Source organism: Enterocloster bolteae, assembly GCF_002234575.2.
Classification (GTDB): Bacteria; Bacillota; Clostridia; order Lachnospirales; family Lachnospiraceae; genus Enterocloster; species Enterocloster bolteae.
In genome coordinates, this window is record NZ_CP022464.2 from 100,254 (window position 1) to 125,517 (window position 25,264).

The window sequence follows — 25,264 nt, forward strand, 5'->3', positions numbered from 1 at the left end:
TAGATTTATTATAATAAAAAGTCAAGTATTTTTTGATAATTTGTCTATATTATTTGATTTTTCAATCAATTTGTAAGACAAATTCTAAAAGATTTGTAGGACAATTGTCCTTTTTGTTTTTGTTGCTTTTTAGATTCAACTATTATATATTAAAATTACAAGTAACTTTCCAAGGGGTGGTCATATGAATGAAAATGTTGTGGAATCTATTTATAACAAGATGGTAGAAAGTATCACCAATGGCCAATGGGCTGCAGGCAGTAAAATACCCACAGAAAATGAACTGGCTAAGACTTATCAGGTCAGCAGGAGCTCTGTGAGGCAGGCTATTTCCCGGTTAAAGGCTCTTGGGCTGCTTGAATCCAGGCAGGGGTCTGGTACTGTAATTAAAAAAAGCGGAATATCTGCGACTTTAAGTGATATTATACCCACGATCATGTTTGAAATTGAGGACAACCTTCAAATATTTGAATTCCATAAAGGAATTCAGATTGAATGTGCAAAGCTTGCCTGCCTTCGATACACGGACGAACAGATGGAACAGCTTATGTTTCATTCCAGGAAGATGAATGAATACTATTCTGACGATAATCGTAATCGGGCTATTTTTCACGATTTGGAGTGCCATAAGACAATCTGTGAGATGTCTGGAAACCTTATGTTTGTGCGGGCCACGGAAATTATATACCAGAGGCTGGAACAGTGCTTTTTTCAAATTTGCGCTACATTTGATTATAAAGAGAGTATTGTCTTTCATGAGCGTCTGATAGCAGCTTTAAAAGATCGAAATCCTATATTCTCTTCATCTGTCATGGAGGCTCACCAATGGGATACATATCAGAAATTTTTGAATATCAGCAAAAACTCGCACAGATCTCCTTAAACAATAAAAATACCGGCATACCAGAGAGTTTCACCCTTCTCTGATATGCCGGTATTTCTAGGTTATAATCCGAATTCACTAAACAGACGGTCCTGGTACTCACGGTCCGATGCAGCCCGTACGATGTCCTCCATCCTTCCGGCTTCTGCCAGCTTTACAATAAGAGCATTGACACGCCCCTGCCCCTGTTTTACACCTTGCTCCATTCCTTGTTCTATACCCTTCTCAATTCCTTTTTCAATTCCTTTCTCTATCCCTTCCTCCAAAAGCATCTTTCCTAATACAGTCATTCCAATCCTCTCCTTTATTCGCTCTAATTCATTTCTGCTCAAAAACTTTACAGCCAGTGCATAAAGTACGGACTGCATCCTTTTTCTCTCATCAGCGCTTACTTGCAGTTCTTCACACTGGAGAAACTCCATGCCCTGATAAATACGCTCACTCATTTCCATATCCCCTGACATCAATGGGGTCAGGAGCAGGGGAAAGATGTCACGGCGGCGCAGTCTCTTACCTTTATGGATTTTCTGTCTCAGTTTTTTAAAGACCTTATCGGCATTCCTGTCCCTTAGCCGTACCACCTCTATCCTGTAGACACTGTCCCCATTAATCAGTTCCTTTTTCTGGACCTTTGTATTGGAAGTACAGATTACGGTTGTCATTACAGGAGCACTGTATATCATTCCTATGTAAGCTTCATATTCCCGGAAGCGTCTTAAATCCTGTTCCGTGATGCTGTCGCTCTCAAACTCCAGATGCCGTATTGCTCCCTTTTCCATGATGAAATTAAAATCCTCTTCCAGCCTGCGCATCTCCAGATGAACATGCTCTGTAGGCGCAACTGTAAGGATTTTTCCTTTTACGCCTATATAGGGAAGCAGATCCTCCCCGAAAAACTGAGCTGCTGTTTTCATTACCTTGTTCTCCAACTGACCGAATCCATTTGTTTCTCCCTGCTCACGCAGGTTTCTTTCACCCATACAGCCTCCTGTTCCGGCAAGCCATATAAGAACCTATCCCCATTATAACGTTTTCTCTTAAGCCAGACAATAGCACCTTTGCCTTTTATATATTAGCAGATTTATTGTGTAGTTTATGATAGAATGGAAATCATTGCCCGACACATACGGGGCAGAATACTAAGATGGATCATTAAGACCCAGATACATATAGATATTATAAAATATAGGATAATGAGCGACAGATACTTATATTCCTCTATCGTCTGGTTGTTACAATATAACATTATATACACACAAAAGCAAGCATCAAGGGTTAATTTATAAATCTGCAGAATTATGAATCCATTACGAATCCCTGCATCTTTGGATGAATTAATACTTGACAAAATGCCTCCCCGGACATATAATCCTAGAAAACCTAGTGACAAACTATGAATAAATAAGAAAGGCCCTGCACGCCTGTGAGGGAACGGTGGAAGCTATGTCTAAGATTTATAAGGGAGCCATTGAACTGGTAGGCAACACCCCGTTGGTAGAGGTGACCAATATCGAGAAGAAGGAACAGCTGAAAGCGCGTCTTCTTGTGAAGCTGGAGTACTTTAATCCGGCTGGGAGTGTAAAGGACAGAGTTGGGAAGGCCATGATTGAGGACGCGGAACGTACCGGCCGGCTGAAACCGGGTTCCGTTATCATTGAGCCTACCTCAGGCAACACAGGCATTGGTCTGGCCGCTGTCTCGGCAGTCAAGGGTTACAGAATGATACTGACCATGCCGGATACCATGAGCGTGGAGCGCCGCAATATACTGAAGGCATATGGGGCTGAGATTGTGCTCACACCTGGTGAGAAGGGGATGAGCGGTGCCATTGAGAAAGCGGAGGAGCTGGCAAAAGAGATTCCGGACAGTTTCATACCGGGTCAGTTTGATAATCCGGTGAATCCCAGGGCTCATATGGAGAGTACGGGTCCGGAAATTTGGCAGGACACGGACGGACAGGTAGATATATTTGTGGCTTCCGTGGGAACAGGAGGCACCCTTACAGGGACCGGAACATACTTGAAGGAAAAGAATCCCCGCATCAAGGTAATAGCCGTGGAGCCGTCCACATCGGCGGTTCTTTCCGGAGGAAGTGCCGGCCCTCATAAGATTCAGGGAATTGGAGCCGGATTCATACCCAAGGTTCTGGATACCCGCGTATACGATGAAATTATAACAGTGGATAATGAAGCGCCCTTTGCAACAGCAAAGATGCTGGCCAGGACAGAGGGACTTCTTACCGGTATTTCATCGGGGGCTGTACTGTATGCTGGGATTGAGGTTGCCAGGCGGCCTGAGAATGAGGGAAAGACCATTGTCGCACTGCTGCCTGACAGCGGGGACCGGTATTATTCCACGGCTTTGTTTGTGGAGTAGGGGAGCAGAATGTGGTGAATCCTTAGGCAACATACAACCATATACAATATTATAACGCCAGGCTGTGGAAAACATGGTCTGGCGTCATTGCGCGGCGGCGGTAATCGTGATATGCTTAAATCCATAAACAAACCGTATAGGGGGATAACGCAATGTCTTTTAAACTGGTAAAATATAAGGAGCCGGATTTCAGCCAAAGCCAATTTACGGATGCACCGGACGCTGTGACGGCCCCGGCGCCCAAGGATAAGGTGGCGCCGGAGCATTACCATGCAACCACCATTTTTCCGGAGTATTTTAAGGTTAAGGGCCAGTGGCTGCTGGCAGAAGAGAGCCGTATGGACTGCGTGGCAGTGTACGAGAATGGGAAGATTTATGTCAGGGAGTTTAGGAACTTAAAACAGGGGGACCTGGTCTTTACGGGGAGGACCGAGAACTGTGAGGACGGTATTTTTGTATATCCCCACGGCTTTGACGAGGGAGAGGGAGGCCATGACGAAGCATTTGCCTTCCGCCAGAGACGCTCCAGGGAGACGGCCTTTTCCAAGGATTATGATAACATTTATGAGCTGCTTCGCCATGAGCGGGAACACGGATATGTGGTTTGGGTCATGGGACCTGCCTGTGCTTTTGATTCCGATTCCAGGGAAGCCTTTTCAAAACTGGTGATGAACGGGTATGTGGATGCCCTTTTAGCAGGCAATGCGCTGGCCACCCATGACCTGGAGGGGGCTTACTTAAACACTGCTTTGGGTCAGAACATCTATACCCAGTACAGCCAGCCAAACGGTCATTACAACCACATCGACACCATCAACCGGGTAAAATTCCACGGCTCCATTCCGGCCTTTGTTGAGAAGGAGGGAATTGATAACGGCATCATATACAGCTGTGTGAAGAAGGATGTACCCTTTGTGCTGGTGGGTTCCATCCGTGACGACGGCCCGCTGCCGGAGGTGTACGCCAATGTATATGAGGGCCAGGATGCCATGAGAGACTGTGTGAGGAAAGCTACCACGGTCATCTGTATGGCCACCACCCTTCACTCCATTGCAACGGGCAATATGACTCCTTCCTTCCGTGTTATGCCGGACGGGACCATACGCCAGGTGTATTTTTACAGTGTAGATGTGTCTGAATTCGCCGTGAATAAACTGGGTGACAGGGGAAGCCTGTCTGCCAAGAGCATTGTGACCAATGTGCAGGACTTTGTAGTGAATGTGAGCAAGGGCCTTGGCCTGTAGAAGCTGGAATACGCAGCTTTTCAGGGCGTAATTATGAGAATGATATGGTTATGAAGGGGCATCCGGAACTGTTTTGGTTTCGGGTGCCTTTTTGGCGTTACCTGTTATACCGAAGCATTACAGCAGAATAATCCGCCAATGAATGGGAAGCCTACCCCATAAGGGACAGACCCGGGACAACCCAAGGAGGAACGGACATGGCTAAGAGAATAATCACAGACAATATGATAAAGGACTATTGCGGGGAGATGCATCAGAATGAAATGAGCAGCGGCACCATTAAGAAATATTTTTATTATTTGAACCTGTTCAGGAAATATGCCGATGGAAAGCCGGTGAGTAAGGAATTGGTGATTGTGTGGAAAGATACGTTAAGGGAACAGTTTTCACCGGTTACAGCCAACAGCGCCCTTGCGGCACTGAACGGCTTCTTTAAGTGGTTTGGCTGGGAGGACTGCACGGTACGGCTCATAAAAGTAAAGCATAGGATGTTCTGTTCCGGGCAGAGGGAGCTTTCACGGGAGGAATATATACGGCTTGTGAACGTTGCCCGCGGTGAGGGGAATGAGAGACTTAGCCTGCTGCTGCAGACCGTATGCTCCACCGGAATCCGTATATCCGAGCTGAGCTTCATTACAGTGAATGCGGTGGATAAGCAGGTTGCGGAGGTGGACTGCAAGGGAAAGATAAGAACCGTATTCCTGACCAACGGATTGTGCAGGCTTCTTAAGGCATATGCAAGGAAGAGAAACATTATATCCGGTATGATATTCGTCACACGCAGCGGAAAGCCCATGGACCGGAGTAACATATGGAGGGAGATGAAACAAATCAGCCATAAGGCAGGGGTTAATCCGGACAAGGTATTCCCTCATAATCTCAGGCATTTGTTTGCAAGGGTGTATTACAGCCAGGAAAAGGATTTGGTAAGGCTGGCAGACATACTTGGACACAGCAGTGTCAACACAACCAGAATTTATACAATGGAAAGCGGGGAGAATCACCTGAGACAACTGGAGAAAATGAATCTGCTGATAGACAGATACAACAGAATCCCCCTTTTGTTGTAAACGCCGGAGTTCTGTTAAGAATTATTATACTACATATTTGGAACGTATGCCATATGAATGTGAAAAGCTGCTGAGTTTTACGGCTGTTATCCCACAAAAACCAGGCTGGTTAAAGCCATGTCTAACCGGCCTGGTTTTTGTGTGTGCAATTGAGTGTGAATGAACCGCAAAATTATGCCCGGATGGGTGGGGGGAGACAGATGGCGCGGAAATTTACAACAAAAGGGGGATTCTGTTGTAATCCGGAAATCAAAGAGCATAAGAGGGAAGAGGAGCTGAGAATATGGGCGGCACATTAGTACAGGATGAAGAGGCCATAAAACGAATTGAGGAACTAATCGTATCCGACAGGGCAAGTACAATGTTGGTATGTATCCAGGGCACAAGGGAAGGGGAGCCTTGCGGGGAAATCTACAACTGTTATCTGAGGGAGCCGGTATTGTTTAATGGGGCCGGAGACATGGTATTGAAGCTGGATGAGATGTGCAACTGGGTGGGGGCTCCTCAGTCCACTACGGATTACAGGTTCCTGAACAGAGAGATGGAAAGGCAGTACCGGGAGGACAGTGCCCGTCATCCCCAGGTCAGCAGGGATAATCTGGTGTACAGCATAGACCGTATTCCTTTCCAGCATGCCTTAAAGGCCAGGGAAGTGCTGGTGGTCTATATAAAATACAGACAGAATTCCAGTCTGCAGGGAAGTGTGCGCGGGAGAATCACAAAGGGAGAGGTTGTCAGCTTCAGGAGCGCTCTGGAACTGATGCGGATGGTGAGGATGATACAGGTGTAGAGGGCTTTTAGTAAAAATTTAGCAAATGTGTAAAATGTGATCTGGATGTAACCGCCATGGTATATACTTTGCAGGTACCCATGGCACAATGGCCGGAGGAACCGGCCCAAATAACGATTTTGGATGAGGATGTGCCTCTTGCGCCTCTGCCAAAGACAGGGGAAGGGCCCCGCAGTTATTATCTTGCAGCGGTGATTTCCTCTTTGTTATCCGGATTGTATATTGCCCTTCATGGAAGAAAGAGGGACTCATGACGGATTGCAGAATGGATATACCGTAAAATCAGAACTACCGTAAAATCAGAACTGCCGTTCCGCTCTTTGGACGGCAGTTTTTATGATAACAGGGGAGAAAAGGCGCAGGGGCATTTCCCGTCATGAAACAAAGATCAGGGGAATAAGATGTAATAAACAAACGGACCTGGAACTGATATATGAAATTCCTGATTTTCCTGTCAGAGGCAATGGTCCCTCTGATGATTTTTTATATTGTGGGATTCGGCCTTTTATCGGGCCGTCCGGTGCTGGACGACTTCATCGACGGGGCAAAGGACGGCATGAAGACAGTGGCAGGTATCCTGCCGACCCTGGTGGGACTTCTGGTGTCGGTGGGAGTCCTCAGGGCATCCGGATTTCTGGATTTTCTGGGAGAGCTGCTGCAGATGCCCGCGGCTCTTCTGCACATACCGCCCCAAATCGTGCCTGTGGTCCTGGTGCGTCTGGTATCCAACTCAGCCGCCACAGGGCTGGTGCTGGATATATTTAAGGAGTACGGCACAGACTCCTCGCTTGGACTTATTGCGTCTGTACTCATGAGCAGTACGGAGACAGTGCTGTACTGCCTGAGCGTATATTTTGGCAGCGTAGGCATTACCAGGACCAGGTATACATTGGCAGGGGGGCTTATTGCCACGGCGGCGGGAGTGGCGGCCAGCGTGGTGCTGGCGGGTGCGGTCAGATAAAGCTGTGTCCGGCGCTTGCTGGCGTGTAAAAAAACATTGCAATATCAAGGGTTATTGACTATAATAGCCATAGTAAAAGGGAATCCGTTGTATGTGCGCCCTGTATAGGATTACATCAGGGCCTTAGGGTATGCCTGCGTCCAGCCGGAATGAGCATTACGGCTGGACGCTACGGCCATACACTGGCATACAGCGGGTTTATGCTGTGAAGAGAAGAGGAATGAGGAATGAAACAGTATCTGAGCCTGCGGGAACAGTATCCCCGGTTTGCTTACAGAGGATATGAGATAGAGGAAAATGACAGCTGCCTGAAGATCACATACCGGTTTGAGACCCTGGGACTGTCTGAGTTTGCGCCGGTATGGGTGTTTCCCAAGACAGAGGGGGACTGCCGCAGATGGTCAGAAGACAGGCTTATGCAGGACATGATATTTTCCCTGGGAATGGTGGAGCTGGTAAGCTACTGGAAAATAGCCTGCCCGCCTATAGTGACAGTGGAAGCCGGATGGCTGAACCAGGACCAGATTGACTGGTGGAAGGATCTGTATTTTAACGGATTGGGTGAATTTTTCTATGTGAACGGTATAAAGGAAGCGGATCCCAATCATTTTATGGATATCCGGTGCGTTGGCCAGCATGAGACTCAGTGCGCGTGCCAGCTTAAAGATCCCTGCACAGACCAATATAAAGAGCGGCATGAGGAATGTGGTGTGGAAACAGATGGGAAGGGTAACGGCGTCCTGGTCCCCATAGGCGGAGGAAAGGATTCAGCGGTGACGCTGGAGCTTCTGCGTCTGGCGGGAAGGCCCGTCTGCGCCTATATTATCAATCCCAGAGGGGCCACCATACACACCACCGAGGTGGCGGGCCTGGACGCGGCCCATGTCATAAGCGCAAAGCGCACCCTGGATTCCAACATGCTGGAGCTCAACCGTCAGGGATATCTGAATGGGCATACGCCTTTTTCTGCGCTGGTGGCTTTTTCCGGCATTATAGCAGCCAGGATGCATGGCCTGACCATGGTGGCCCTGTCCAACGAATCCAGTGCCAACGAGAGCACGGTCCAGGGAAGCACGGTCAACCACCAGTATTCCAAAAGCTTTAAGTTTGAGGAAGATTTCCATTATTATCAGACCACATACCTGAAGGGGAGCGCATACTACTTCAGTATGCTGCGCCCTTTGAGTGAATTCCAGATTGCCAGGTTTTTTGCGGGGCAGAAGCAGTACCACGGCATATTCCGAAGCTGTAATGCCGGGAGCAAGACTGATTCCTGGTGCGGACACTGCCCCAAGTGTCTGTTTGTGTACCTGATTCTGTCGCCCTTTCTTAAGCCTCAGGAAGTCAGGGATATCTTTGGCCGGAACATGCTGGACGATTGGGATATGAAGGAAACCCTGGACCAGCTGATTGGGATAGAGGAAGAGAAACCCTTTGAGTGTGTGGGCAGCCGTGATGAAATCAATACAGCCATCGTACTTACGATCAAAGGGCTGGAGGATGCAGGTGAGGCGCTGCCCTGTCTTCTATCCTATTATAAAACCACAGACCTGTATCAGACCTACAGAACCAGGGGAGACCAGTACTCATCCTATTATGACGGGAATAACCTGGTCCCGGATGAATTAGCGGGGCTGGTGAGGAAATGCTGTACAGACGGCTTGCAAGGAGAACAGACGTGATAGAGAAGATAGAGCCCTGGATTAAGGGGAAACGCATACTGCTTCTGGGTTATGGCAGAGAAGGACAGTCCACCTGGAATGTCCTCAGGCGGCTGGGAACATATAAAGTTCTGGACATAGCGGATTTGAAGGCTCCGGCTGCCGTGCCTGAAGACGGTACGGTGTGGCATACCGGCCCGGATTACCAGAAATGTATGGATGATTACGATGTTGTATTTAAAAGCCCGGGCATTGTCCTGGAGCGGCCTGAAAATGAATACAGGTGCAGTATATTGTCGCAGACAGAGGTGTTTTTCCAGTGTTTCCGGGATCAGATTATCGGAATCACGGGAACCAAGGGCAAGAGTACGGTCACGACCCTTCTGTATCACCTGCTTAAGCAGGCGGGCATGGATGCCCTTCTGGTGGGCAATATAGGTATACCGGCCCTGGACCACATGGAGGAAGTGAAGCCGGACACCAGGATTGTGTTTGAGCTTTCCTGCCATCAGCTGGAATATATGACGGTTTCACCCCATATAGGAATTCTGGTGAACATCCATGAGGAGCATCTGGACCATTACGGTACCATGGAAAAGTATGTGGAAGCCAAGCATCATATCTTTAAAAACCAGGGGCCGGATGACATTCTGATCTGCAACGTACAGTGCCTGCCGGAAGAGGGAACCTGTCCGTCCGGATTGATAAGGGCAGGTATGGACGGCAGCGGCAAAGAGCTGGACGTGGTTCAGGAGCAGGACGGAACCTGGGTTCACTTCCGGGGAAAGTCTTTTTGTATCCCTACGGATGAAATCAAGCTTCTGGGACAGCATAATTATTTTGATATCGGCGTGGCGTATGGAGTGTGCAGCATACTGGGAATGGATGACCAGGTTTTTGCCCGGGGGCTTAAGACATACGAACCCCTTCCCCACCGGCTTCAGTATATTGGGGAGCGGGAGGGAGTGAAATATTATGACGACTCCATCTCTACGATTTGCGATACCACCATTCAGGCCCTTAAGACGCTGAAGGATACGGATACAGTTCTCATAGGCGGTATGGACCGGGGAATCGACTACAGGGAACTGATTGAATATCTGTCGGATTGCCAGGTGCCCCATATCATCCTGATGGAGGCCACGGGCAAAAGGATATACCAGGAGATACATAAGTATTATCCTGAATTTAAGAACAGGGCCAGGCTTATACTGGCGGAGCATCTGGAAGACGGTGTCAAGCGGGCGCGTCAGATAACGAGACCCGGTACAAGCTGCGTGCTGTCGCCGGCCGCTGCCAGCTATGGCATCTTCAGGAATTTTGAGGAACGGGGAGAAACATTTTCGCGTCTTGTATTTAATAAGTAAATCTGGATAAAAATGTAAATGAAACAAAAAAATCACAACCTTTTAAGAATTTTATAAGGATTTAGGGGGTTGTGCGAACACTTAAAATACTGTACAATCAGTAAGAAGCTTTTGAAGCAGAAAGTGAAAGGGAGAAACGTGGGAGCTTACGAGACGCTGAATGAAGTTTTGGTTAGCCTGTTCCGCGATGTCAATGATATAGAGCAGAAGGCAATTATCACCTCGGAGTTTAGTGATATTACCAATAACGATATGCATGTCATAGACGCCATCGGCATAGACAGGCCAAAGAACATGTCATCCATTGCCCGGGAACTGTCGGTCACGGTGGGAACATTAACTATATCCGTGAACAGCCTGGTAAAAAAGGGCTATGTAGTCCGTAACCGCAGCAGTGAGGACCGCAGGGTCGTATTCATATCCCTTTCAGAAAAAGGAGTTAAGGCTTATTATCATCATAAGAAGTTCCATGAACAGATGATAGACAGCGTAGTGAAAGAATTGACAGAGGAAGAGCTGGAGGCCCTGGTAAAGGCGCTGACAAAGCTCAACACCTGGTTCAGAAGTTTTTAAGAGGATTATTTAAGGAGGCTTTACAATTATGAAAAAATGGTTGATTGGTGTTATGACCGTCCTGATGGCAGTATCCCTGGCAGCCTGTACACCTACCACTGAAAAACAGAAAAAAGAAACCACTGCTGCGGCAGCAGCTAAATCCCAGGAGGATATGGTTCCCCCAAGCACAGGCGGGGCCAGCGATAAAGTTCCGGATCCCAACGTTATGCCGGTAGCTGTGATTTCCATATATCACGGAGGCGGCGGAAGCCTGGTGCAGGATATGGATTCCCTGGACACGGAAGGCCTGGACGCACAGCTGCTGGTGGACAAGCTGATTGAATATGGTGTGCTGACTGACGGCACAGAGGTCCTCAGCTTTGATATTGAGGGAAAAGATGAGAACGCGGTTGGAACCCTGGACTTAAGTCAGGCTGAGAGCGCAGAGGGCTGTTCCGACAAGATGTTCCTCACTGAGATTGGCAATACATTCACTGAAAACTTTGAGCTGTCCAAGCTTAAGCTTAAAGTGAACGGCGGTAATTATGAAGGCGACGACATTAAGCAGGGAGATAGCGACTATCTTACCTATAATGCGGACTATGAGTCTGTTGAATAAAGAAGTGAAAGAGGCGGCTGTCCTGTAAGTGGAAACTCCACTTAAGGGCAGCCGCCTCTGTTTTGCCACAGGTTAAAAAACCATGCCCCTTTCTTTGTCTGGAAGGAGGCATGGTTTTTATAGTATAAGATTTCCAATGATAAATTATCATTATTAAGTATGCAGGTGAAGCAGGCCTGATTTTATAATTTAGCCATGGCTGCTTCGTCTGCAACAACTATTACATCGTTATGCAGCTGAAGTACGGATGCGGGAACATGAGGAGTTACAGGGCCGCAGAGCACATCATGGAGAATCTGAGCCTTGTCAGAACCGCTGACAACCAGAAGGATTTTTTTAGCCTTCATAATGGTTCCGATACCCATGGTATAAGCCTGCTTCGGAACATCATCAATGGAAGCAAAGAAACGCTTATTGGCCTCGATGGTGCTCTGGGTCAGGTCCACACAGTGAGTGGTCTTGGCAAATTCTTCGTCCGGCTCATTAAAGCCGATATGGCCGTTATGCCCCAGGCCCAGAAGCTGCAGGTCAATGCCGCCCAGGCTCTTAATCACGTCCTCATAGCGTGAGCACTCCTTATCGCTGTCAGGCTGGGTGCCGTCGGGTACATTGGTGCAGTCCATGTTGATGTTAATATGCTTAAAGAGATTGTTATACATGAAGTAGTAGTAGCTCTGGTCATTATCCCTGGTAAGTCCTCTGTACTCATCCAGGTTCACGCTCTTTACACCGGAGAAATCCAAATCACCTTTGTTGTACCATTCGATCAGCTGCTTGTAAGTGCCGATTGGGGTGGATCCGGTTGCCAGGCCAAGGACACATTCAGGTTTCATCAGGACCTGGGAGGCGATGATGCTGGCTGCCTTGCGGCTTAATTCATCGTAATCTTTTGCTTTGTAGATTTTCATAATAATTGCCACCTTTCCATACATTATTAGTAGTTGCGGTGCCCCGGATTTCCAGAGGGTCACTAATTTGGAAAAAATTTTTATAAATCTTTAAATATAGGATAACATTTTCCTAACATACTTTCAAGGGGTAAATGCATAAAATATTTATAAAAGCAGATAGGCCGTGTTCAGGGCAGCTGCAGATTATGGGTGCGAGGAGTGAAAGTATGACCAATTATCGGAGATTGATATCTTATATCTACGCCTATGAAGGCGAGGTAAAAGGAAAGAATATTGGGTTTGCCAAGCTGGAATCCCGGAATGGGCAATGCAAGCTCAGCGTAAATGTAAAAAAGGTTTACGTTGGAAGCAGCGACCTGGGGGTTTATCTGCTGGCCCCGGGAAAAGAAATTTTTCTGGGCAGTATATTTATCCGCAGCGGAGGCGGTGAGTTCCGCGCCGTGGTAAATGTGGAAAATGCCGCTGATTCGGGCTGCAGCATGGACCAGTGCTATGGCCTGACGATTCATGAACAGGGGGATACATGGCGGGCATATACGACCATCTGGGAGGATGCGGTGGCCCATGCAGCGGAAGTGGAGCTGGCGGATGTGACCTCCAGTAAAGTAGGAGATGCAGAAGCGCAGATACATAGAAAAGTGGAAGAACTGAATCAGGAGCTGCGGTCCGGTGAAAAGGCAGCAGAAGGCGGAGACGGCCCTGTGCTCAGCAGTTCTCCGGCAGAGGCGCGTCAGATGAGTGCTGGTCGTGGGGCTATGAAGAACGCGGAGACACCGGAGGGTGCGGAGGTTGTGCAGGAGACAGAGGTATTGGCCCAAACGTCAGAAGAAGTATATCAGACGGAGAATGAGGCCAATCAGATGACAGAGGCATTGGATCAGGCTGCGGAAAAAGTAGTCGGAGCGGAAGAGATTTTACCGGAGTCAATAGAGGCAGATACGGTCGAAATGTCCCAAAAGCAGGAGAATCAGGATGACAGGGACGATTTGGCGCTGGAACCAGAGCTGTTGCCGGATGATAAAGACAGTATGGAGTTGGAGCCGGAATCCCTGACAGATGGGATGCCGGATGAAATGTCAAATGAAATAGAGGAAGCGCAGGAATCAGGAGGTATCCCGGATTCCCAATTAGAGAGCCAGTCAGAGAATACGGCAGAGTCAGAGATAACGGCAGAATTGGGAAAAGCGGCTGAAGAACATAAGGCAGGTTTTCAAAATAGCGGCCTGGCAGGAATCACACCAAAAAGAGATATGGAACAGATGGATGGTATGATTACGCCAAACATGGGCAGAGAGCAGGAAACAGACCATAGAGCCTGGAGCGGCAATGGGGATTTTGGTGAACAGCCGAATTCTAAGCACGGCTGGGATGAAAAGAATGTTACATCTATCAGAAAACAGCTTTATGAGGAAAATGAAAGCGTGCCCCGTGAGCTTCAAACCGCTCATGATCCGTTGAACATGGGACTTCCCAGACAGGAAGGTATGGTTCCTGATACCCGTATTCCCCTGCAGCCAGATAATATGCCGGAAAACAGGACGGTTCCCAGACCAAACATTATGACCAGGCCTGGAATGCCCCGCAGGCATATGCCTGCAGGGACAGTGCGTACGGGTTCTTCCGGGGGTCAATCGGACCAGGAACAGATGATGGACCAGTGTCCGTTGAATCAGCAGCCAATGCCAGGACAGCAGCCAATGCCAGGACAGCAGCCAATTCCAGGTCAGCAGCAAGTACCGTGTCAGCAGCCAATGTCGAATCAACAGTCAAGGATGCTCCGCCAGCTGATGCCAAGCAACCAGACTATGCCGTCACGTCAACAAACGCCGGGGCAGAGTTCGCTGGGCCAACATCCAGTTACAAATCGGCAGCCAGTGCCGGGTCAGCAGGCGATACAAAACCAGCAGCCGATATCAAACCAACAGCCAATGCCAAATCAGCAGCCGATATCAAACCAGCGGCCGATGCCAAACCAGCAGCCGATGCCGGGTCAGCGGCCGACATCAAACCAGCAGCCAATGCCAAACCAGCAGCCAATGCCAAACCAGCAGCCAATGCCAAACCATCGGCCGACATCAAACCAGCAGCCAATGCCAAACCAGCAGCCAATGCCAAACCATCGGCCAATGCCAAACCAGCGGCCAATGCCAAACCAGCAGCCGATACCAAACCAGCAGCCGATGCCAAACCAGCAGCCGATGTCAAACCGTCAGCCGTTACCCAACCAGCGTCCCGGAAGCCAGATACAAAACCAGGGCAGACAGATGCGGCCGGCCGGACCTGAGGCAGGTGATAACAGCGAAGCAGCTGGGCAGGCGGAGGAAAGAGTGCCTGTGGTTGATGCAGGCGAAGAAACTCTGATACTGGGAAATCCTCAGGATTTAGAACGGCTGGAGCAGGAAGAACAGCAATCTGACTTCCCGGGCAGGCTGTGGGAGGGCTTCCGTAAGCGGTATCCCAAGATACAGGCCTTTGACAGTGCAAATGGGTGTGAGATTCTGACAATTAAACCCCAGGATATCGGACTGCTTCCAAGGGAGAACTGGAATTATGGCAATAACAGCTTTCTGCTGCACGGATACTACAATTACCGTTATCTGATATTAGCCCGCATCGGCGATGAAACAAAGGGACGCACCCGGTACATACTTGGGGTTCCCGGCAATTATTACAGCAATGAAAAATACATGGCATCCATGTTCGGCTTCCCGCATTTCGTGCTGGCAAGAAAACAGCCGTCACAGGACGGCCGCTTTGGATATTGGTATACAGATGTGCGGCTGGAAAACCAGGATTAAAAAAGTCACCCCTACCGGTGCAGTCAGACCGCGCCGGAAGGGGTGAAAATCAAGGATACATTAGATTTAACACTGTACTAAACTTTGCGGGAATCCGTTAATTTGCTTAGGACGCGTTTGAAAATTCATTCCAGCTGTCTGCCATAAGGAATCCGCCGGAGGTATGACCCTCCCTGCATCCTCAGGACAAAGCACGCTCTAGTAATCAATTCCCCTCAGGGAAACCTGCCCCACATAGGGGCGCACCAAATCAGCGAATGCCATCATTTCATCTTTTGAAAAGTCTGAATAGAGTCCGGGAACAAGTACTTCCCCGGACTCCGTGAAGCACTGCAGGTAGTAATCCGGACACCCCTTAATCCACGGTCCAATCTGTCTGAAATCATCAGAGGTGTGAATACCGCGGACAACGGTTGTCCGGAATTCATAGGGGATGCTGCCTGACAGAAGAAATTCGATGCTCTCATCTATCCGTTCCATGGAAAGGCCGGAAACTCCGGCTGCTTCTTCATAGTGATTGCGCCCGGCTTTAATATCCATTGCCACACAATCCAAAAGCCCTTTGGCGCACAAATCTTTTAATATTCCAGGCATGTAACCATTGGTATCCAGCTTCACTGCCAGTCCCAGGCTCCGCACCTTCCGTATGAACTCCTCCAGGTCCGGCTGCAGGGTGGGCTCGCCTCCGGTGATACAAACACCTTCCAGTACCCGTTTGCGTTTTTCCAGGAATGCCAGAATATCCTCCTGGCATTCATATTCTTCTGCGTCTGAACCCAGAAGCCCGCTGTTATGGCAGAATGGACACCGGAAATTACATCCTCCTGTAAATATAGTTGCGGCCACTCTGCCCGGAAAGTCCAGCAGCGTAGTCTTTTGCAGTCCGCATATTTTCATGGCCTCTTAACCTGTCCCTTTTCAAATTTTGGTTTATTCTATATAATAAAAAAGTATAACATACATAAAGCTTTAAAAAAAGAGGAATCAATTCATGGCAAAAGGGCCATCTGATATAGGAGAGAAAAATATGGCATTAAAACAGGAAAATATGGCGTCAAATCAGAAAAGAATAGAATTAAATCAGAAAACCGTAGAAACAAGCCAGGAACCCCTAATGCCAAACCGGGAAAACCGCAACAGAGAAGCAGCAGAAATAGAAGCAGCCCGTTTAAAGGGGCAGGAAACACGGCGCAGAAATTATGAAAAGAGAATGGAGAAGCAGCGACTTGCAGCTCTTGCGGCAGAAGAGCAGCGATTGAGGCAGAGACAGAAGGATGAGGGATTTATGAGGGAGGCGCTTCGACAGGCCCAAAAGGCGGCCGCCATCGGAGACGTGCCCATCGGATGCGTGATTGTCCGCGGGGATAAGATTATTGCCAGGGGATATAACCGGCGTAATGCGGATAAAAGTGTGCTGTCCCATGCCGAAATTATTTCCATTAAAAAGGCATGCAAAAAAATAGGAGACTGGCGTTTGGAGGACTGCACCATGTATGTAACGCTGGAGCCATGCCCCATGTGCGCAGGGGCGATTGTGCAGGCGCGCATACCCCGGATTGCAGTGGGCTGCATGAACCCCAAGGCCGGCTGTGCGGGGTCTGTGCTGGACATGCTCCATGTGCCGGGCTTTAATCATCAGGCGGAGGTGACCGAGGGGGTGCTTGAGCAGGAGTGTTCCAAGCTGATGTCGGACTTCTTCCAGAGCCTGCGTGAACGCAAAAAATAATTTTCTTATTATAACCGTGCAGGACGGCATATCTCCCTGAACCAAAAAACCGGATAAGGAGTGCCGTCCTGAACCATTACTATTTATTCTGTGATTTTTTTCATTGCCTGGTTTGCTGCGATGAGGATGGGATCATAAACAGGGGCTGCAGGAGGAGCGTAAACCAAGTCTAACTCATTTATCTCTTCCACTGTCATACCGCAAGTAATTGCAGTTGCCAACACATTAATTCTTCCGGCGATACTTTCGCTTCCGATGCCCTGGGCGCCCAGAAGGCGGCCTGTTTTTTTATCAACGATCAGGCAGATGTGATTATCGCGGCCCCCAGGATAGTAGGAAGCGCGGTCTGCCTTCGTAATGCTGACCGATATGGCATCATAGCCCTCTCCGGCTGCCTGCTCCTTAGACAGGCCGGTCGCGGCGATAAAGAGCTCAAACACTTTTGTGACCATGGAACCCAATATTCCCTTAAATGTATCATGTCCGCCTGCCACGTTACCGCCTGCAATGCGCCCCTGCTTGTTGGCGGTTGTGCCCAGGGGGACGTAAGCTGGTTTTCCTGTAATCCTGTTCTTCATCTGCACGCAGTCTCCGCAGGCCCAGATATCCTTGTGACTTGTACGCATCTCGTCATCTACGATAATTCCGCCCTTTAGCCCCAGCGCAAGTCCGGCTTGCTCTGCCAGTGCACCGGCCGGTTTTACCCCAGCTGATACAAGGATTATATCGGATGGTTCGATCTCTCCAAAAGCGGTTCGGATTCCGCTGGCTTTTCCGTCTTCAGAAAGGATTTCGGCTATCTGTGTGCCTGTGTGTACGTTTATGCCGTGCTTTATAAGCGTATCCTCCAGGGCCTGGGAAAAGGCGTTGTCTAAAAATGGAAGGAGCCTTGGAAACTGCTCATAAACGGATACTGAAAGCCCGGCGTTTCTTAGCTCCTCGGCGGCCTCAAGTCCGATAGCTCCGCCGCCGATGATGCAGACCCGCCCATGTTCTCTTGCGGCAGCTTTCAGGCGGATGCCATCTTCCATGTTCCTCAGATAATATACCCCATCCGAGTGAATTCCGGGAATAGGAGGCACCACTGGTACTGCGCCTGTGGCAATCACCAGTTTATCATAAGAATGTATGCTGACCTGGTCTGTATCCAGATTTTTTACAGAGACCTCCTTTTTTTCCGGGTCAATGAGAAGCACCTCATGGTGTATCCAGGCGGATATATTCCGCATGTTTTTTAACGATTCCGCATTGATTGCCACCAAGTCATTGATATCATGAATTAGTCCTCCTACAAAATAGGGAAGACCGCAGGCTCCATAGCTGACAAATCCGGATTTTTCAAAGACTTGAATCTCCATGTCAGGTTTTTCTTTGCGGGCTCTGGATGCCGCGCTCAGGCCGGCAGCGGTCCCTCCTATAACAATTAGTTTCTCTGCCATGTTGAACCTCCGGTTTTTAATTCTTTACTCCATATTTGTCAATGACACCCATTTCACCCATCAAATTTTCAAGATCCTTTAATTTGGTTCCGGCATAATCCTGGTAAGGTTTTCTCAGATGTCCTCCCGGAAGGCCGAGAATATTTAAAGCCGCTTTAATCACAACCGGATTAGAGAACGTATACAGCGCCTGAAGAAGAGGAAACCATTTAAAATAATTCTCTCTGCATTCCTCAATGATGTTCATATCCGTCCAGGGGCGGGAATACAATGCCGCTTCCTCCGGAATAATGTTACCGCCGATATTGGCTGTTCCGGTTCCGCCTACAGCCAGGGTTGGAAGTACAATCGAATATTTCGGGAAATCGCAGCACATAATCTTAACTTTGCCCTGGCAGAGGCGCTGTACCTGAACCAGCTGCTCCACATTTGGAAGGGCTTCCTTATCCACTACAAAATTCGGATGTGCGTCGGACAGCTTTTTAATTGTTTCCGGCATAATCTGAACGCCGAGTCTGGAAGGATTGTTATAGATACCGCAGGGTATGCTTACGGAGCTCATGCAGGTATCCATATGAATAAAAGCGGCTGTCTGGTTAATCAAAACATAGGGCGGAACCGTAAAGATGACCCCGTCAGCCCCCTCCTGTTCACAATACCTGGCAAAATCTACGCTTGCCTGCGTGGTCATGGACGCTGCGCTGAAAAATACAGGAATTCTTCCGTTTACAATCTTAATCACTTCATGTACAATGGCTTTTTTCTCTTCCAATGTAAGCAGGGTTACCTCTCCTGCTGAACCAAGAATAAAAATTTGTGAAGTTCCATACTTTATTTGACGGTCAATCAGGGTTTCAAAGCCCTTAAAATCAATTCTGTCATCCTCTGTAAATGGGGTAGGCATTGCTACCCATGAGCCGTGTAATTGGACCATTGCTTATCTCCTTTTTTATTATTCAAAATCCACATCAAAGAAATCCAAAGCAATACCAGCAAGTGTCAGGATACCTGTGGTGAGAGCTTTCCGGTCACAGTAAAAGTGGGGGCTGTGGAGCCCGCCATAAGGACCGCCTTCGCTTCGCGAACCAAACCTAACGAAAACCCCAGGTGCCTTCTCCATTACAAATGCAAAATCCTCGGCGCCCATACTTGGATGAGCCAGTTCGATTACATTCTCATGACCTAGAAGTTTGCTGCCGCAGCGTTTTACCCGATCGACCCATTGGCTGTCGCTGACCAGCGGAGGAGGCCCCAGTTTGATGTTCACCTCTGCATCACCGCGTCCGGCAGCGGCTATACCCTTGCATATTTCCGGGATTCTTTTTAGTATATGCTCCCGGACTTTTGGGTCCAGGGCACGGATGGTACCCTTTAATACAACGGAATCAGGTATGATGTTAAATGCATTTCCGCCCTGGATGGAGCAGAGGGAGACAACACCGGATTCGTCTGCCGCAAGTTCACGGGAAACCAGCATCTGCAGTGCCTGTACGATCTGGGCAGCTAACAGGATGGGGTCGATAACTGTGTCAGGATGGGCCCCATGACCGCCCTTTCCTTTTACGGTAATGGTGAGTTCGTCTGAACTTCCAAGAATTGCGCCATAGCGTACCCCGATTTTTCCGGCACATAAGTCAGGTGTTACATGCAGGGCAGCCACACCGTCAATGGTATGGAAGTCGATTTTGGGGCTTTCAGCAAACAGTTTTCCGCCTTGCAGCGTTTCCTCTGACGGCTGAAAAAAGAACAGAATGGATCCGGCAATCTGATTTCTGTAATGCTCCAGAACTCTCACTGCTCCCAACAGGATGGATGTGTGTACATCATGTCCGCATGCATGCATTATGCCGTCTGTCCTGCTCCGCAGTTCGTGGCTCTCGTCTTCTTTTATGGGGAGGGCGTCCATGTCTCCGCGAAGTGCGATGCAGTGGGCGGTGCCCGGTTTCGTTCCCTTTATTTCCACCAGAAGTCCGGTTTCACCGATGTGCTCTATTCTGTCAACATGAGTTTTTTCACGCAGTTCTTTTTCTATGAGAGCGCTTGTATTATATTCTTTAAGGCCCAGCTCGGGATTTTCGTGGATTTGCTGGCGGACTGCATTAATTTCAGGTTCTAGTGAAGCTACTAATTCATGTATTGTCATGTGATTCTCCTTCTTGCTGCCTTTGTATCTTCAATACTTAAAGTCCGGTCCAGCCTATGCTCTGTAAAAACATGAGTGTAAAGAACGCCAGCGTAATCTGAACAAGAATAAGAGGCATTGCCTTCTTTAAGTATTTTCCATAAGAAATACCTGCAAAACCAAGACCTCCCATCAAGGTACCGATGGTAGGAATGACACAGTTTGTAAATCCGTCTCCGAACTGGAAGGCCTGTACAGCAACCTGTCTTGTAATACCCGTTAAATCTGCGATTGGAACCATAATTGGCATAACAGCTGCAGCCTGGCCGGAACCAGAAGAAATGAAAAAGTTAATAAGAGCATTGGCAAGGAACATGAAGCCGGCGCCTAAGACAGCACCCATGTGGCTGATTGGCTTTGCCAGCCAATATACGATTGTATCCAGAATCATGCCGTTGCTCATGAGGACAGTCAGGCAATTTGCAAAGCCTACGATGAAAGCAGCGCCTACCGTACTTGCGCAGCCTTTAATGAAACGGTTGAAACCCACGTTTATATCCTTACAGCTTACACATCCGATCAGGAGGCAAACCACCAGAAATGTTGCAGAAATTTTGTCCGCGCCCCATTTAAACTTCAATGCGCCGATTACAACCGCAGCCAGACCTGCCACCATACACAGCATAGACAGCACCTGAACCTTTGTTACAGGGGCATCGCCTAACTCGCCGTCCTGATAGCCCATGATATCATTTGTTTTCAGGCCCTGCTCATAATTCAGGCTTTTGCAGGGGTCTTTTTTGATCTGGTGAAGATAGAAGATAACAAACGCATAACTCAATGTAAAGTTTACGATATGGAAAATTACCCTGGCACTAAAACCGGAAAACAGCGGTACCTCTGCGATTGCCTGCGCCACGCCCAATACGCCCGCATTTGCCCAGCCCACATTGAAACCAGCGAACTGTCCGAAGAAAATCATGAAAAATCCCAGGGTCTTATCAAATCCCATGGCCTGTGACAGGAAAATTCCAATGGGAATCAAAACAAGGGTTGCGTTTCCGAACACACCTGTGGCACCGCCCATGGACATGAAAAACATAACACAGAAAATAGCTATTTCTTCTCTGCCCTTTACGGCCTTTGCCAGTTTCATAAAAATTGTGTCAATTGCTTTTGTTTCTGTAATCATGTAAACAGCTGCGCCTACAAACAAAATCATATAAATAAGGCTGGACTGATTTTTAAAACCTGTTACCAGGGCCTGAAAGATTTCCCATGGCCCCTGAGGATTCTGACCAATCACATGATAAGTGCCGGCTACAACCTTTGTTACATTTTCTTCTGTCACACGCTCGTAGCTTCCCGCGGGGACAATCCATGTTAAAATGGCCGATACAATTGCTAACAAAAACAAGATTGTATATACGTTCGGGAACCATGATCTTTTATTGCCTTCTTTCATACCATTTCCTCCTATTGTCAACTGATTTTTGAAATTATTAATTCTACCCACCTTTCTGTCAAATAATTATGGAAATAATTCTAGCATACATTTAGTAATGTTACTGCTTCCTAAGTTACAATGAAAAAACATATAAAATGCATCTTTTTGTACATTGATTTAAAAACAGTTCACACAAAAAAGACTCATGAAAAAGTACATGAGTCTTTTGATGTATAATTTGATATATTTTTACATTTACTATACAAAATATTTATAAAAGTTCGACAGATTTACTACTGCATCACCTTATTATATGCAGCAGCATTAATCTGTGTATTCCGGTTCAAAATACGAATAAAATCCTCGTTGCATAATTCCTTTATGGTTTTGCTGATTGTGATTCTGGAGCTGCCGATAATTGCGCTCAACTCCTGCTGTGTGTAATGTACCTTCAGATTATACCACTTGTTTTCTAACAGACAGGACGTATCAGCTGTGGAACAGAATAAGCGTTTTAAGCGATCTTTACAGGAATTAAAAGCCAGGCTCTCAATTTCATGGCGCATAATTAACATTTTTTTTGAATAACTCTCAAGAATGGCTTCACGGAAAACCTTATTAGTATCAAGCAGTATCTCATAATCCTGATAGGGAATAATACGGACACGGGTTTCCACTTCTGCCTGAGAAAATAATCCGGTTGACTCCCGAAGCGACAGCGGTGTTTCGCCGTAAAACCACCCGTCAGAAAGCGTATACAGTATCTTCTCGGTTCCGTCTGTTCCAATCATGTAATGGCGTGTTCTGCCTGTGATGATATAATATACCCCTTGAAGTGTTTGGCCTGGTGTCAGAAATATCTTTCTTGCAGGATATACACATGTTTCTCCATGACATTCAATGAGTCGTTCTAATACCGCGTTTCTTTTATTTGGCAGAGTAAAACTAGAATTATCCAACTGCATCTCCATTCACTCCAAGTATAATAATGGCATATCCCTATAGAAGCTGCGATTCGTGAGTTTATAAAAGAACTAATTGCTGTAAATTATAGCACAAGCACTGTTCACCTGTAAAGGGGGTTCTTTTTGGGCCGGCTCATCACGGGCCGCCGGCCCATCATGCAAAATTCTGACAGTGTTTTAAAACGGACAGGAAAATGGAGTTGTATAATATGCATATATAATTAGGAAACAACACGAAGATATAATTCATTATTGACAATACATGCCATAGGTGGTAAGGTTAATATTATAAACTTGAACAAAAAACATCATGAGAGTGAGCAGAATGAACAGTAAAATACAGCGTACATCTCTTCAGTCAGAGATAATCCGATATATACAGAATTACATCCAGGAAAATGGTTTAAAACCCGGCGACCGCCTTCCCTCACAGGAAAAACTGATAGAGATGATGGGGGTCAGCAGGACGTCCCTCAGGGAAGCCATGAAGACGCTGGAAGCCAGGAATGTGCTGGAAGCTAAGAACGGAAAGGGTATCTATGTGGGAAGCCAGGAGGTCAATGACCTTTTGAGACTGATTGATTTTGCCAAGGAGAAGGAGCTTCTCCTGGACACCCTGGAGGTACGCAAGATATTAGAGCGGGAGATACTGCGCATGGTGATCCATTCCGCAACCCGGGAGGAGTTAGAAGAACTGGGAGCCATAACAAGGGTGCTGATGGCAAAATTCCGCCGGGGAGAGCAGCAGACAGCAGAGGATAAGAAGTTTCACTATACCATCTACCGTTTGTCCCATAACCAGGTTATGTATCAGCTGATTCTGTCCATCAGCGGTGTCATGGATAAGTTCTGGGAATTTCCTTTGAACATGGAGGACCCGTTTTTAGAAAGCCTTCCTCTTCATGAGGAGCTTTATAATGCAATCTGCGAAAAGAATGTCAAAAAGGCACAGGCGATCAATGAAAAACTTTTGGATGCTGTGTACAGAGATATTCGGAATCAACGCTGATACTTTATAAGTATATCCCAACCTATATTATAGCATATAGCATATAGGATTGTATATTTTTTACAAATAGCCAGGGAGGAGAGAGGTAACAATATGACAAATCAGAATGAGTACCTAAAAAGTACAAAGCTAATCACGGCCCATTATGGAGAAGAGTACGAGCATTATTACAATGCTATCGTTCCCCCGGTATTCATGAATTCCCTCAATGTATTTGAGACGCTTGAGGATTATTACGACTTTGACCGGACAGACAAGCACAAATATTGCTATGGGAGGGTGCAGAATCCTACGGTGCGCATACTGGAGGACAAGATAGCGGCTCTGGAGCACGGCGTGGGAGCCCTGGCTTTTGCGTCCGGTATGGCGGCTGCCACCACGGCAGTCCTTACAGCCTGCAAGGCAGGCAGCCATGTGGTATGCCTTCACAATGCATACGGGCCTTTAAAGGATTTCCTCAGCAAATACTGTACGGAGCACTTGGACATTACCCTTACGTATGTGACCGGTGACAGGGTGGAGGAATTTGAGGAGGCTGTGACAGATGCCACGGACCTGATTGTGTTGGAGAGCCCGTCCTCTGTGCTGTTTTCCCTTCAGGACATACGGGCCGTGTCCCGCATTGCCAGGAAACACCAGGCGCTGGTATACATAGACAATACGTTCTGTACCCCGATCTACCAGCAGCCCCTGGATATGGGGGCGGATATCGTGATGCACACCACATCCAAGTACATTGGCGGACACAGCGATATCATCGGAGGTATGCTGGCGGTAAAGGACCAGGAGCTCATGAAGAAGCTGACGGCCAACAGGGAACTTTTGGGCGGAATCGTGGGCCCTATGGAGGCATGGCTCATGATAAGGGGCCTGCGGACCATGGAGGTCAGGCTGGCGGCGCACCAGGCCGCAGCCATGGAGGTGGCAAAATTCCTGGAGGCCCATCCAAAGGTACAAAGGGTGAATTACCCCGGACTCCCCTCTCATCCCCAGTATGATCTGATGAAGCAGCAGCAGACTGGCAACACCGGGCTTATGAGCTTTGAGATTCACGGAACCACAGAGGATGCAATCAAGGTGGCAGAGAGCCTTAAGATATTTAAGATAGGCGTATCATGGGGCGGGTTTGAGAGCCTTGTGTTCCTGCCTCACGCCAGACTGGATGAGGAGACGTGCCGGGTACTGGGGGCAGGTCAGAATGTTATCCGCATCCACTGCGGACTGGAAGGTACAGAGGCCTTGATTTCAGATTTGGAATCAGCTCTTGCTAAGATATAGAAGCATAGAGGAACAGCAACAAGAAGCAGTGAAAATCAAGCAG

23 protein-coding genes are annotated in these 25,264 nt (G+C 47.9%); 15 read left to right on the forward strand and 8 right to left on the reverse strand.

Annotation, left to right across the window (positions count from 1 at the left end; genetic code table 11):
* The first annotated feature begins 184 nt into the window (after positions 1 to 184).
* The gene (locus CGC65_RS00500) at positions 185 to 883 is read left to right on the forward strand and encodes a FadR/GntR family transcriptional regulator (protein ID WP_002565820.1); all 699 of its coding nucleotides are present in this window, start codon (positions 185 to 187) and stop codon (positions 881 to 883) included.
* A 62-nt stretch (positions 884 to 945) separates the two neighbouring features.
* Here CGC65_RS00500 and CGC65_RS31515 read toward each other — a convergent pair whose 3' ends face one another.
* A complete protein-coding gene (locus CGC65_RS31515; protein ID WP_002565821.1) occupies positions 946 to 1,863 on the reverse strand; it encodes an RpnC/YadD family protein in 918 nt (305 codons plus the stop codon).
* Between the two features lie 463 nt (positions 1,864 to 2,326).
* Between CGC65_RS31515 and cysK the strand changes: the two genes are divergently transcribed.
* The 10 genes from cysK (at position 2,327) to CGC65_RS00555 (ending at position 11,526) form a co-directional block, all read left to right on the forward strand.
* Positions 2,327 to 3,259 (forward strand): cysteine synthase A, encoded by a 933-nt coding sequence (gene cysK / locus CGC65_RS00510; RefSeq protein ID WP_002565822.1) that lies wholly within the window; start codon positions 2,327 to 2,329, stop codon positions 3,257 to 3,259.
* 152 nt (positions 3,260 to 3,411) lie between these two features.
* Positions 3,412 to 4,503, forward strand: coding sequence for a putative NPN-dependent ornithine cyclodeaminase (locus tag CGC65_RS00515; RefSeq protein ID WP_002565823.1), 1,092 nt, complete (start codon positions 3,412 to 3,414; stop codon positions 4,501 to 4,503).
* 197 nt (positions 4,504 to 4,700) lie between these two features.
* Complete coding sequence (locus tag CGC65_RS00520; RefSeq protein WP_002565824.1) at positions 4,701 to 5,573, forward strand: tyrosine-type recombinase/integrase; 873 nt, start codon at positions 4,701 to 4,703, stop codon at positions 5,571 to 5,573.
* A gap of 283 nt (positions 5,574 to 5,856) precedes the next feature.
* Positions 5,857 to 6,363 (forward strand): hypothetical protein, encoded by a 507-nt coding sequence (locus tag CGC65_RS00525; protein ID WP_002565825.1) that lies wholly within the window; start codon positions 5,857 to 5,859, stop codon positions 6,361 to 6,363.
* A gap of 56 nt (positions 6,364 to 6,419) precedes the next feature.
* Positions 6,420 to 6,617 (forward strand): doubled motif LPXTG anchor domain-containing protein, encoded by a 198-nt coding sequence (locus CGC65_RS00530; protein ID WP_038282294.1) that lies wholly within the window; start codon positions 6,420 to 6,422, stop codon positions 6,615 to 6,617.
* Positions 6,618 to 6,796: 179 nt separating this feature from the next.
* A complete protein-coding gene (locus tag CGC65_RS00535; protein ID WP_002565826.1) occupies positions 6,797 to 7,324 on the forward strand; it encodes a spore maturation protein in 528 nt (175 codons plus the stop codon).
* Between the two features lie 227 nt (positions 7,325 to 7,551).
* Positions 7,552 to 9,006: a MurL-like N-terminal domain-containing gene (locus tag CGC65_RS00540; RefSeq protein WP_002565827.1), complete on the forward strand. Its 1,455-nt coding sequence runs from the start codon at positions 7,552 to 7,554 to the stop codon at positions 9,004 to 9,006.
* Positions 9,003 to 10,352, forward strand: coding sequence for a UDP-N-acetylmuramoyl-L-alanine--D-glutamate ligase (gene murD / locus CGC65_RS00545; RefSeq protein ID WP_002565828.1), 1,350 nt, complete (start codon positions 9,003 to 9,005; stop codon positions 10,350 to 10,352). The genes CGC65_RS00540 and murD overlap by 4 nt, the downstream gene beginning before the upstream one ends.
* Positions 10,353 to 10,475: 123 nt before the next feature.
* Positions 10,476 to 10,925: a MarR family winged helix-turn-helix transcriptional regulator gene (locus tag CGC65_RS00550; protein WP_330666544.1), complete on the forward strand. Its 450-nt coding sequence runs from the start codon at positions 10,476 to 10,478 to the stop codon at positions 10,923 to 10,925.
* A 28-nt stretch (positions 10,926 to 10,953) separates the two neighbouring features.
* Positions 10,954 to 11,526, forward strand: a complete 573-nt coding sequence (locus CGC65_RS00555) for a hypothetical protein (RefSeq protein ID WP_002565830.1) — start codon at positions 10,954 to 10,956, stop codon at positions 11,524 to 11,526.
* 182 nt (positions 11,527 to 11,708) lie between these two features.
* On the opposite strand, the gene nagB is transcribed toward CGC65_RS00555, so the two are convergent.
* A complete protein-coding gene (gene nagB / locus CGC65_RS00560) occupies positions 11,709 to 12,434 on the reverse strand; it encodes a glucosamine-6-phosphate deaminase (RefSeq protein WP_002565831.1) in 726 nt (241 codons plus the stop codon).
* A gap of 209 nt (positions 12,435 to 12,643) precedes the next feature.
* Here nagB and CGC65_RS00565 point away from each other — a divergent pair, with 209 nt between their 5' ends.
* Entirely contained in the window at positions 12,644 to 15,235 is a 2,592-nt protein-coding gene (locus CGC65_RS00565; protein WP_039896993.1) for a DUF6128 domain-containing protein, read from the forward strand.
* 198 nt (positions 15,236 to 15,433) lie between these two features.
* On the opposite strand, the gene CGC65_RS00570 is transcribed toward CGC65_RS00565, so the two are convergent.
* A complete protein-coding gene (locus CGC65_RS00570; protein ID WP_002565833.1) occupies positions 15,434 to 16,132 on the reverse strand; it encodes an anaerobic ribonucleoside-triphosphate reductase activating protein in 699 nt (232 codons plus the stop codon).
* Between the two features lie 94 nt (positions 16,133 to 16,226).
* Here CGC65_RS00570 and tadA point away from each other — a divergent pair, with 94 nt between their 5' ends.
* Complete coding sequence (gene tadA, locus CGC65_RS00575) at positions 16,227 to 16,961, forward strand: tRNA adenosine(34) deaminase TadA (RefSeq protein WP_002565834.1); 735 nt, start codon at positions 16,227 to 16,229, stop codon at positions 16,959 to 16,961.
* 83 nt (positions 16,962 to 17,044) lie between these two features.
* Here the strand turns inward: tadA and CGC65_RS00580 are convergent, their stop codons facing one another.
* The 5 genes from CGC65_RS00580 to CGC65_RS00600 form a co-directional block, all read right to left on the reverse strand.
* A complete protein-coding gene (locus tag CGC65_RS00580) occupies positions 17,045 to 18,400 on the reverse strand; it encodes an FAD-dependent oxidoreductase (protein WP_002565835.1) in 1,356 nt (451 codons plus the stop codon).
* A 16-nt stretch (positions 18,401 to 18,416) separates the two neighbouring features.
* Positions 18,417 to 19,334, reverse strand: a complete 918-nt coding sequence (locus CGC65_RS00585) for a dihydrodipicolinate synthase family protein (protein WP_002565836.1) — start codon at positions 19,332 to 19,334, stop codon at positions 18,417 to 18,419.
* 18 nt (positions 19,335 to 19,352) lie between these two features.
* Positions 19,353 to 20,543, reverse strand: coding sequence for a M20 metallopeptidase family protein (locus CGC65_RS00590; RefSeq protein ID WP_002565837.1), 1,191 nt, complete (start codon positions 20,541 to 20,543; stop codon positions 19,353 to 19,355).
* A 37-nt stretch (positions 20,544 to 20,580) separates the two neighbouring features.
* Positions 20,581 to 21,987, reverse strand: coding sequence for a YfcC family protein (locus tag CGC65_RS00595; RefSeq protein ID WP_002565838.1), 1,407 nt, complete (start codon positions 21,985 to 21,987; stop codon positions 20,581 to 20,583).
* A gap of 275 nt (positions 21,988 to 22,262) precedes the next feature.
* Positions 22,263 to 22,940, reverse strand: coding sequence for a Crp/Fnr family transcriptional regulator (locus CGC65_RS00600; protein ID WP_007036342.1), 678 nt, complete (start codon positions 22,938 to 22,940; stop codon positions 22,263 to 22,265).
* A gap of 319 nt (positions 22,941 to 23,259) precedes the next feature.
* Here CGC65_RS00600 and CGC65_RS00605 point away from each other — a divergent pair, with 319 nt between their 5' ends.
* Positions 23,260 to 23,943: a FadR/GntR family transcriptional regulator gene (locus CGC65_RS00605; protein WP_002565840.1), complete on the forward strand. Its 684-nt coding sequence runs from the start codon at positions 23,260 to 23,262 to the stop codon at positions 23,941 to 23,943.
* A gap of 93 nt (positions 23,944 to 24,036) precedes the next feature.
* Positions 24,037 to 25,221, forward strand: a complete 1,185-nt coding sequence (locus CGC65_RS00610) for a trans-sulfuration enzyme family protein (RefSeq protein ID WP_002565841.1) — start codon at positions 24,037 to 24,039, stop codon at positions 25,219 to 25,221.
* Positions 25,222 to 25,264: the final 43 nt, after the last annotated feature.

Coding starts and splice junctions, on each gene's coding strand:
- CGC65_RS00500 (WP_002565820.1), top strand. CDS start 185: ATGAATGAAAATGTTGTGGAATCTATTTATAACAAGATGGTAGAAAGT.
- CGC65_RS31515 (WP_002565821.1), bottom strand. CDS start 1,863: ATGGGTGAAAGAAACCTGCGTGAGCAGGGAGAAACAAATGGATTCGGT.
- cysK (WP_002565822.1), top strand. CDS start 2,327: ATGTCTAAGATTTATAAGGGAGCCATTGAACTGGTAGGCAACACCCCG.
- CGC65_RS00515 (WP_002565823.1), top strand. CDS start 3,412: ATGTCTTTTAAACTGGTAAAATATAAGGAGCCGGATTTCAGCCAAAGC.
- CGC65_RS00520 (WP_002565824.1), top strand. CDS start 4,701: ATGGCTAAGAGAATAATCACAGACAATATGATAAAGGACTATTGCGGG.
- CGC65_RS00525 (WP_002565825.1), top strand. CDS start 5,857: ATGGGCGGCACATTAGTACAGGATGAAGAGGCCATAAAACGAATTGAG.
- CGC65_RS00530 (WP_038282294.1), top strand. CDS start 6,420: ATGGTATATACTTTGCAGGTACCCATGGCACAATGGCCGGAGGAACCG.
- CGC65_RS00535 (WP_002565826.1), top strand. CDS start 6,797: ATGAAATTCCTGATTTTCCTGTCAGAGGCAATGGTCCCTCTGATGATT.
- CGC65_RS00540 (WP_002565827.1), top strand. CDS start 7,552: ATGAAACAGTATCTGAGCCTGCGGGAACAGTATCCCCGGTTTGCTTAC.
- CGC65_RS00555 (WP_002565830.1), top strand. CDS start 10,954: ATGAAAAAATGGTTGATTGGTGTTATGACCGTCCTGATGGCAGTATCC.
- nagB (WP_002565831.1), bottom strand. CDS start 12,434: ATGAAAATCTACAAAGCAAAAGATTACGATGAATTAAGCCGCAAGGCA.
- CGC65_RS00565 (WP_039896993.1), top strand. CDS start 12,644: ATGACCAATTATCGGAGATTGATATCTTATATCTACGCCTATGAAGGC.
- CGC65_RS00570 (WP_002565833.1), bottom strand. CDS start 16,132: ATGAAAATATGCGGACTGCAAAAGACTACGCTGCTGGACTTTCCGGGC.
- tadA (WP_002565834.1), top strand. CDS start 16,227: ATGGCAAAAGGGCCATCTGATATAGGAGAGAAAAATATGGCATTAAAA.
- CGC65_RS00580 (WP_002565835.1), bottom strand. CDS start 18,400: ATGGCAGAGAAACTAATTGTTATAGGAGGGACCGCTGCCGGCCTGAGC.
- CGC65_RS00585 (WP_002565836.1), bottom strand. CDS start 19,334: ATGGTCCAATTACACGGCTCATGGGTAGCAATGCCTACCCCATTTACA.
- CGC65_RS00590 (WP_002565837.1), bottom strand. CDS start 20,543: ATGACAATACATGAATTAGTAGCTTCACTAGAACCTGAAATTAATGCA.
- CGC65_RS00595 (WP_002565838.1), bottom strand. CDS start 21,987: ATGAAAGAAGGCAATAAAAGATCATGGTTCCCGAACGTATATACAATC.
- CGC65_RS00600 (WP_007036342.1), bottom strand. CDS start 22,940: ATGGAGATGCAGTTGGATAATTCTAGTTTTACTCTGCCAAATAAAAGA.
- CGC65_RS00605 (WP_002565840.1), top strand. CDS start 23,260: ATGAACAGTAAAATACAGCGTACATCTCTTCAGTCAGAGATAATCCGA.
- CGC65_RS00610 (WP_002565841.1), top strand. CDS start 24,037: ATGACAAATCAGAATGAGTACCTAAAAAGTACAAAGCTAATCACGGCC.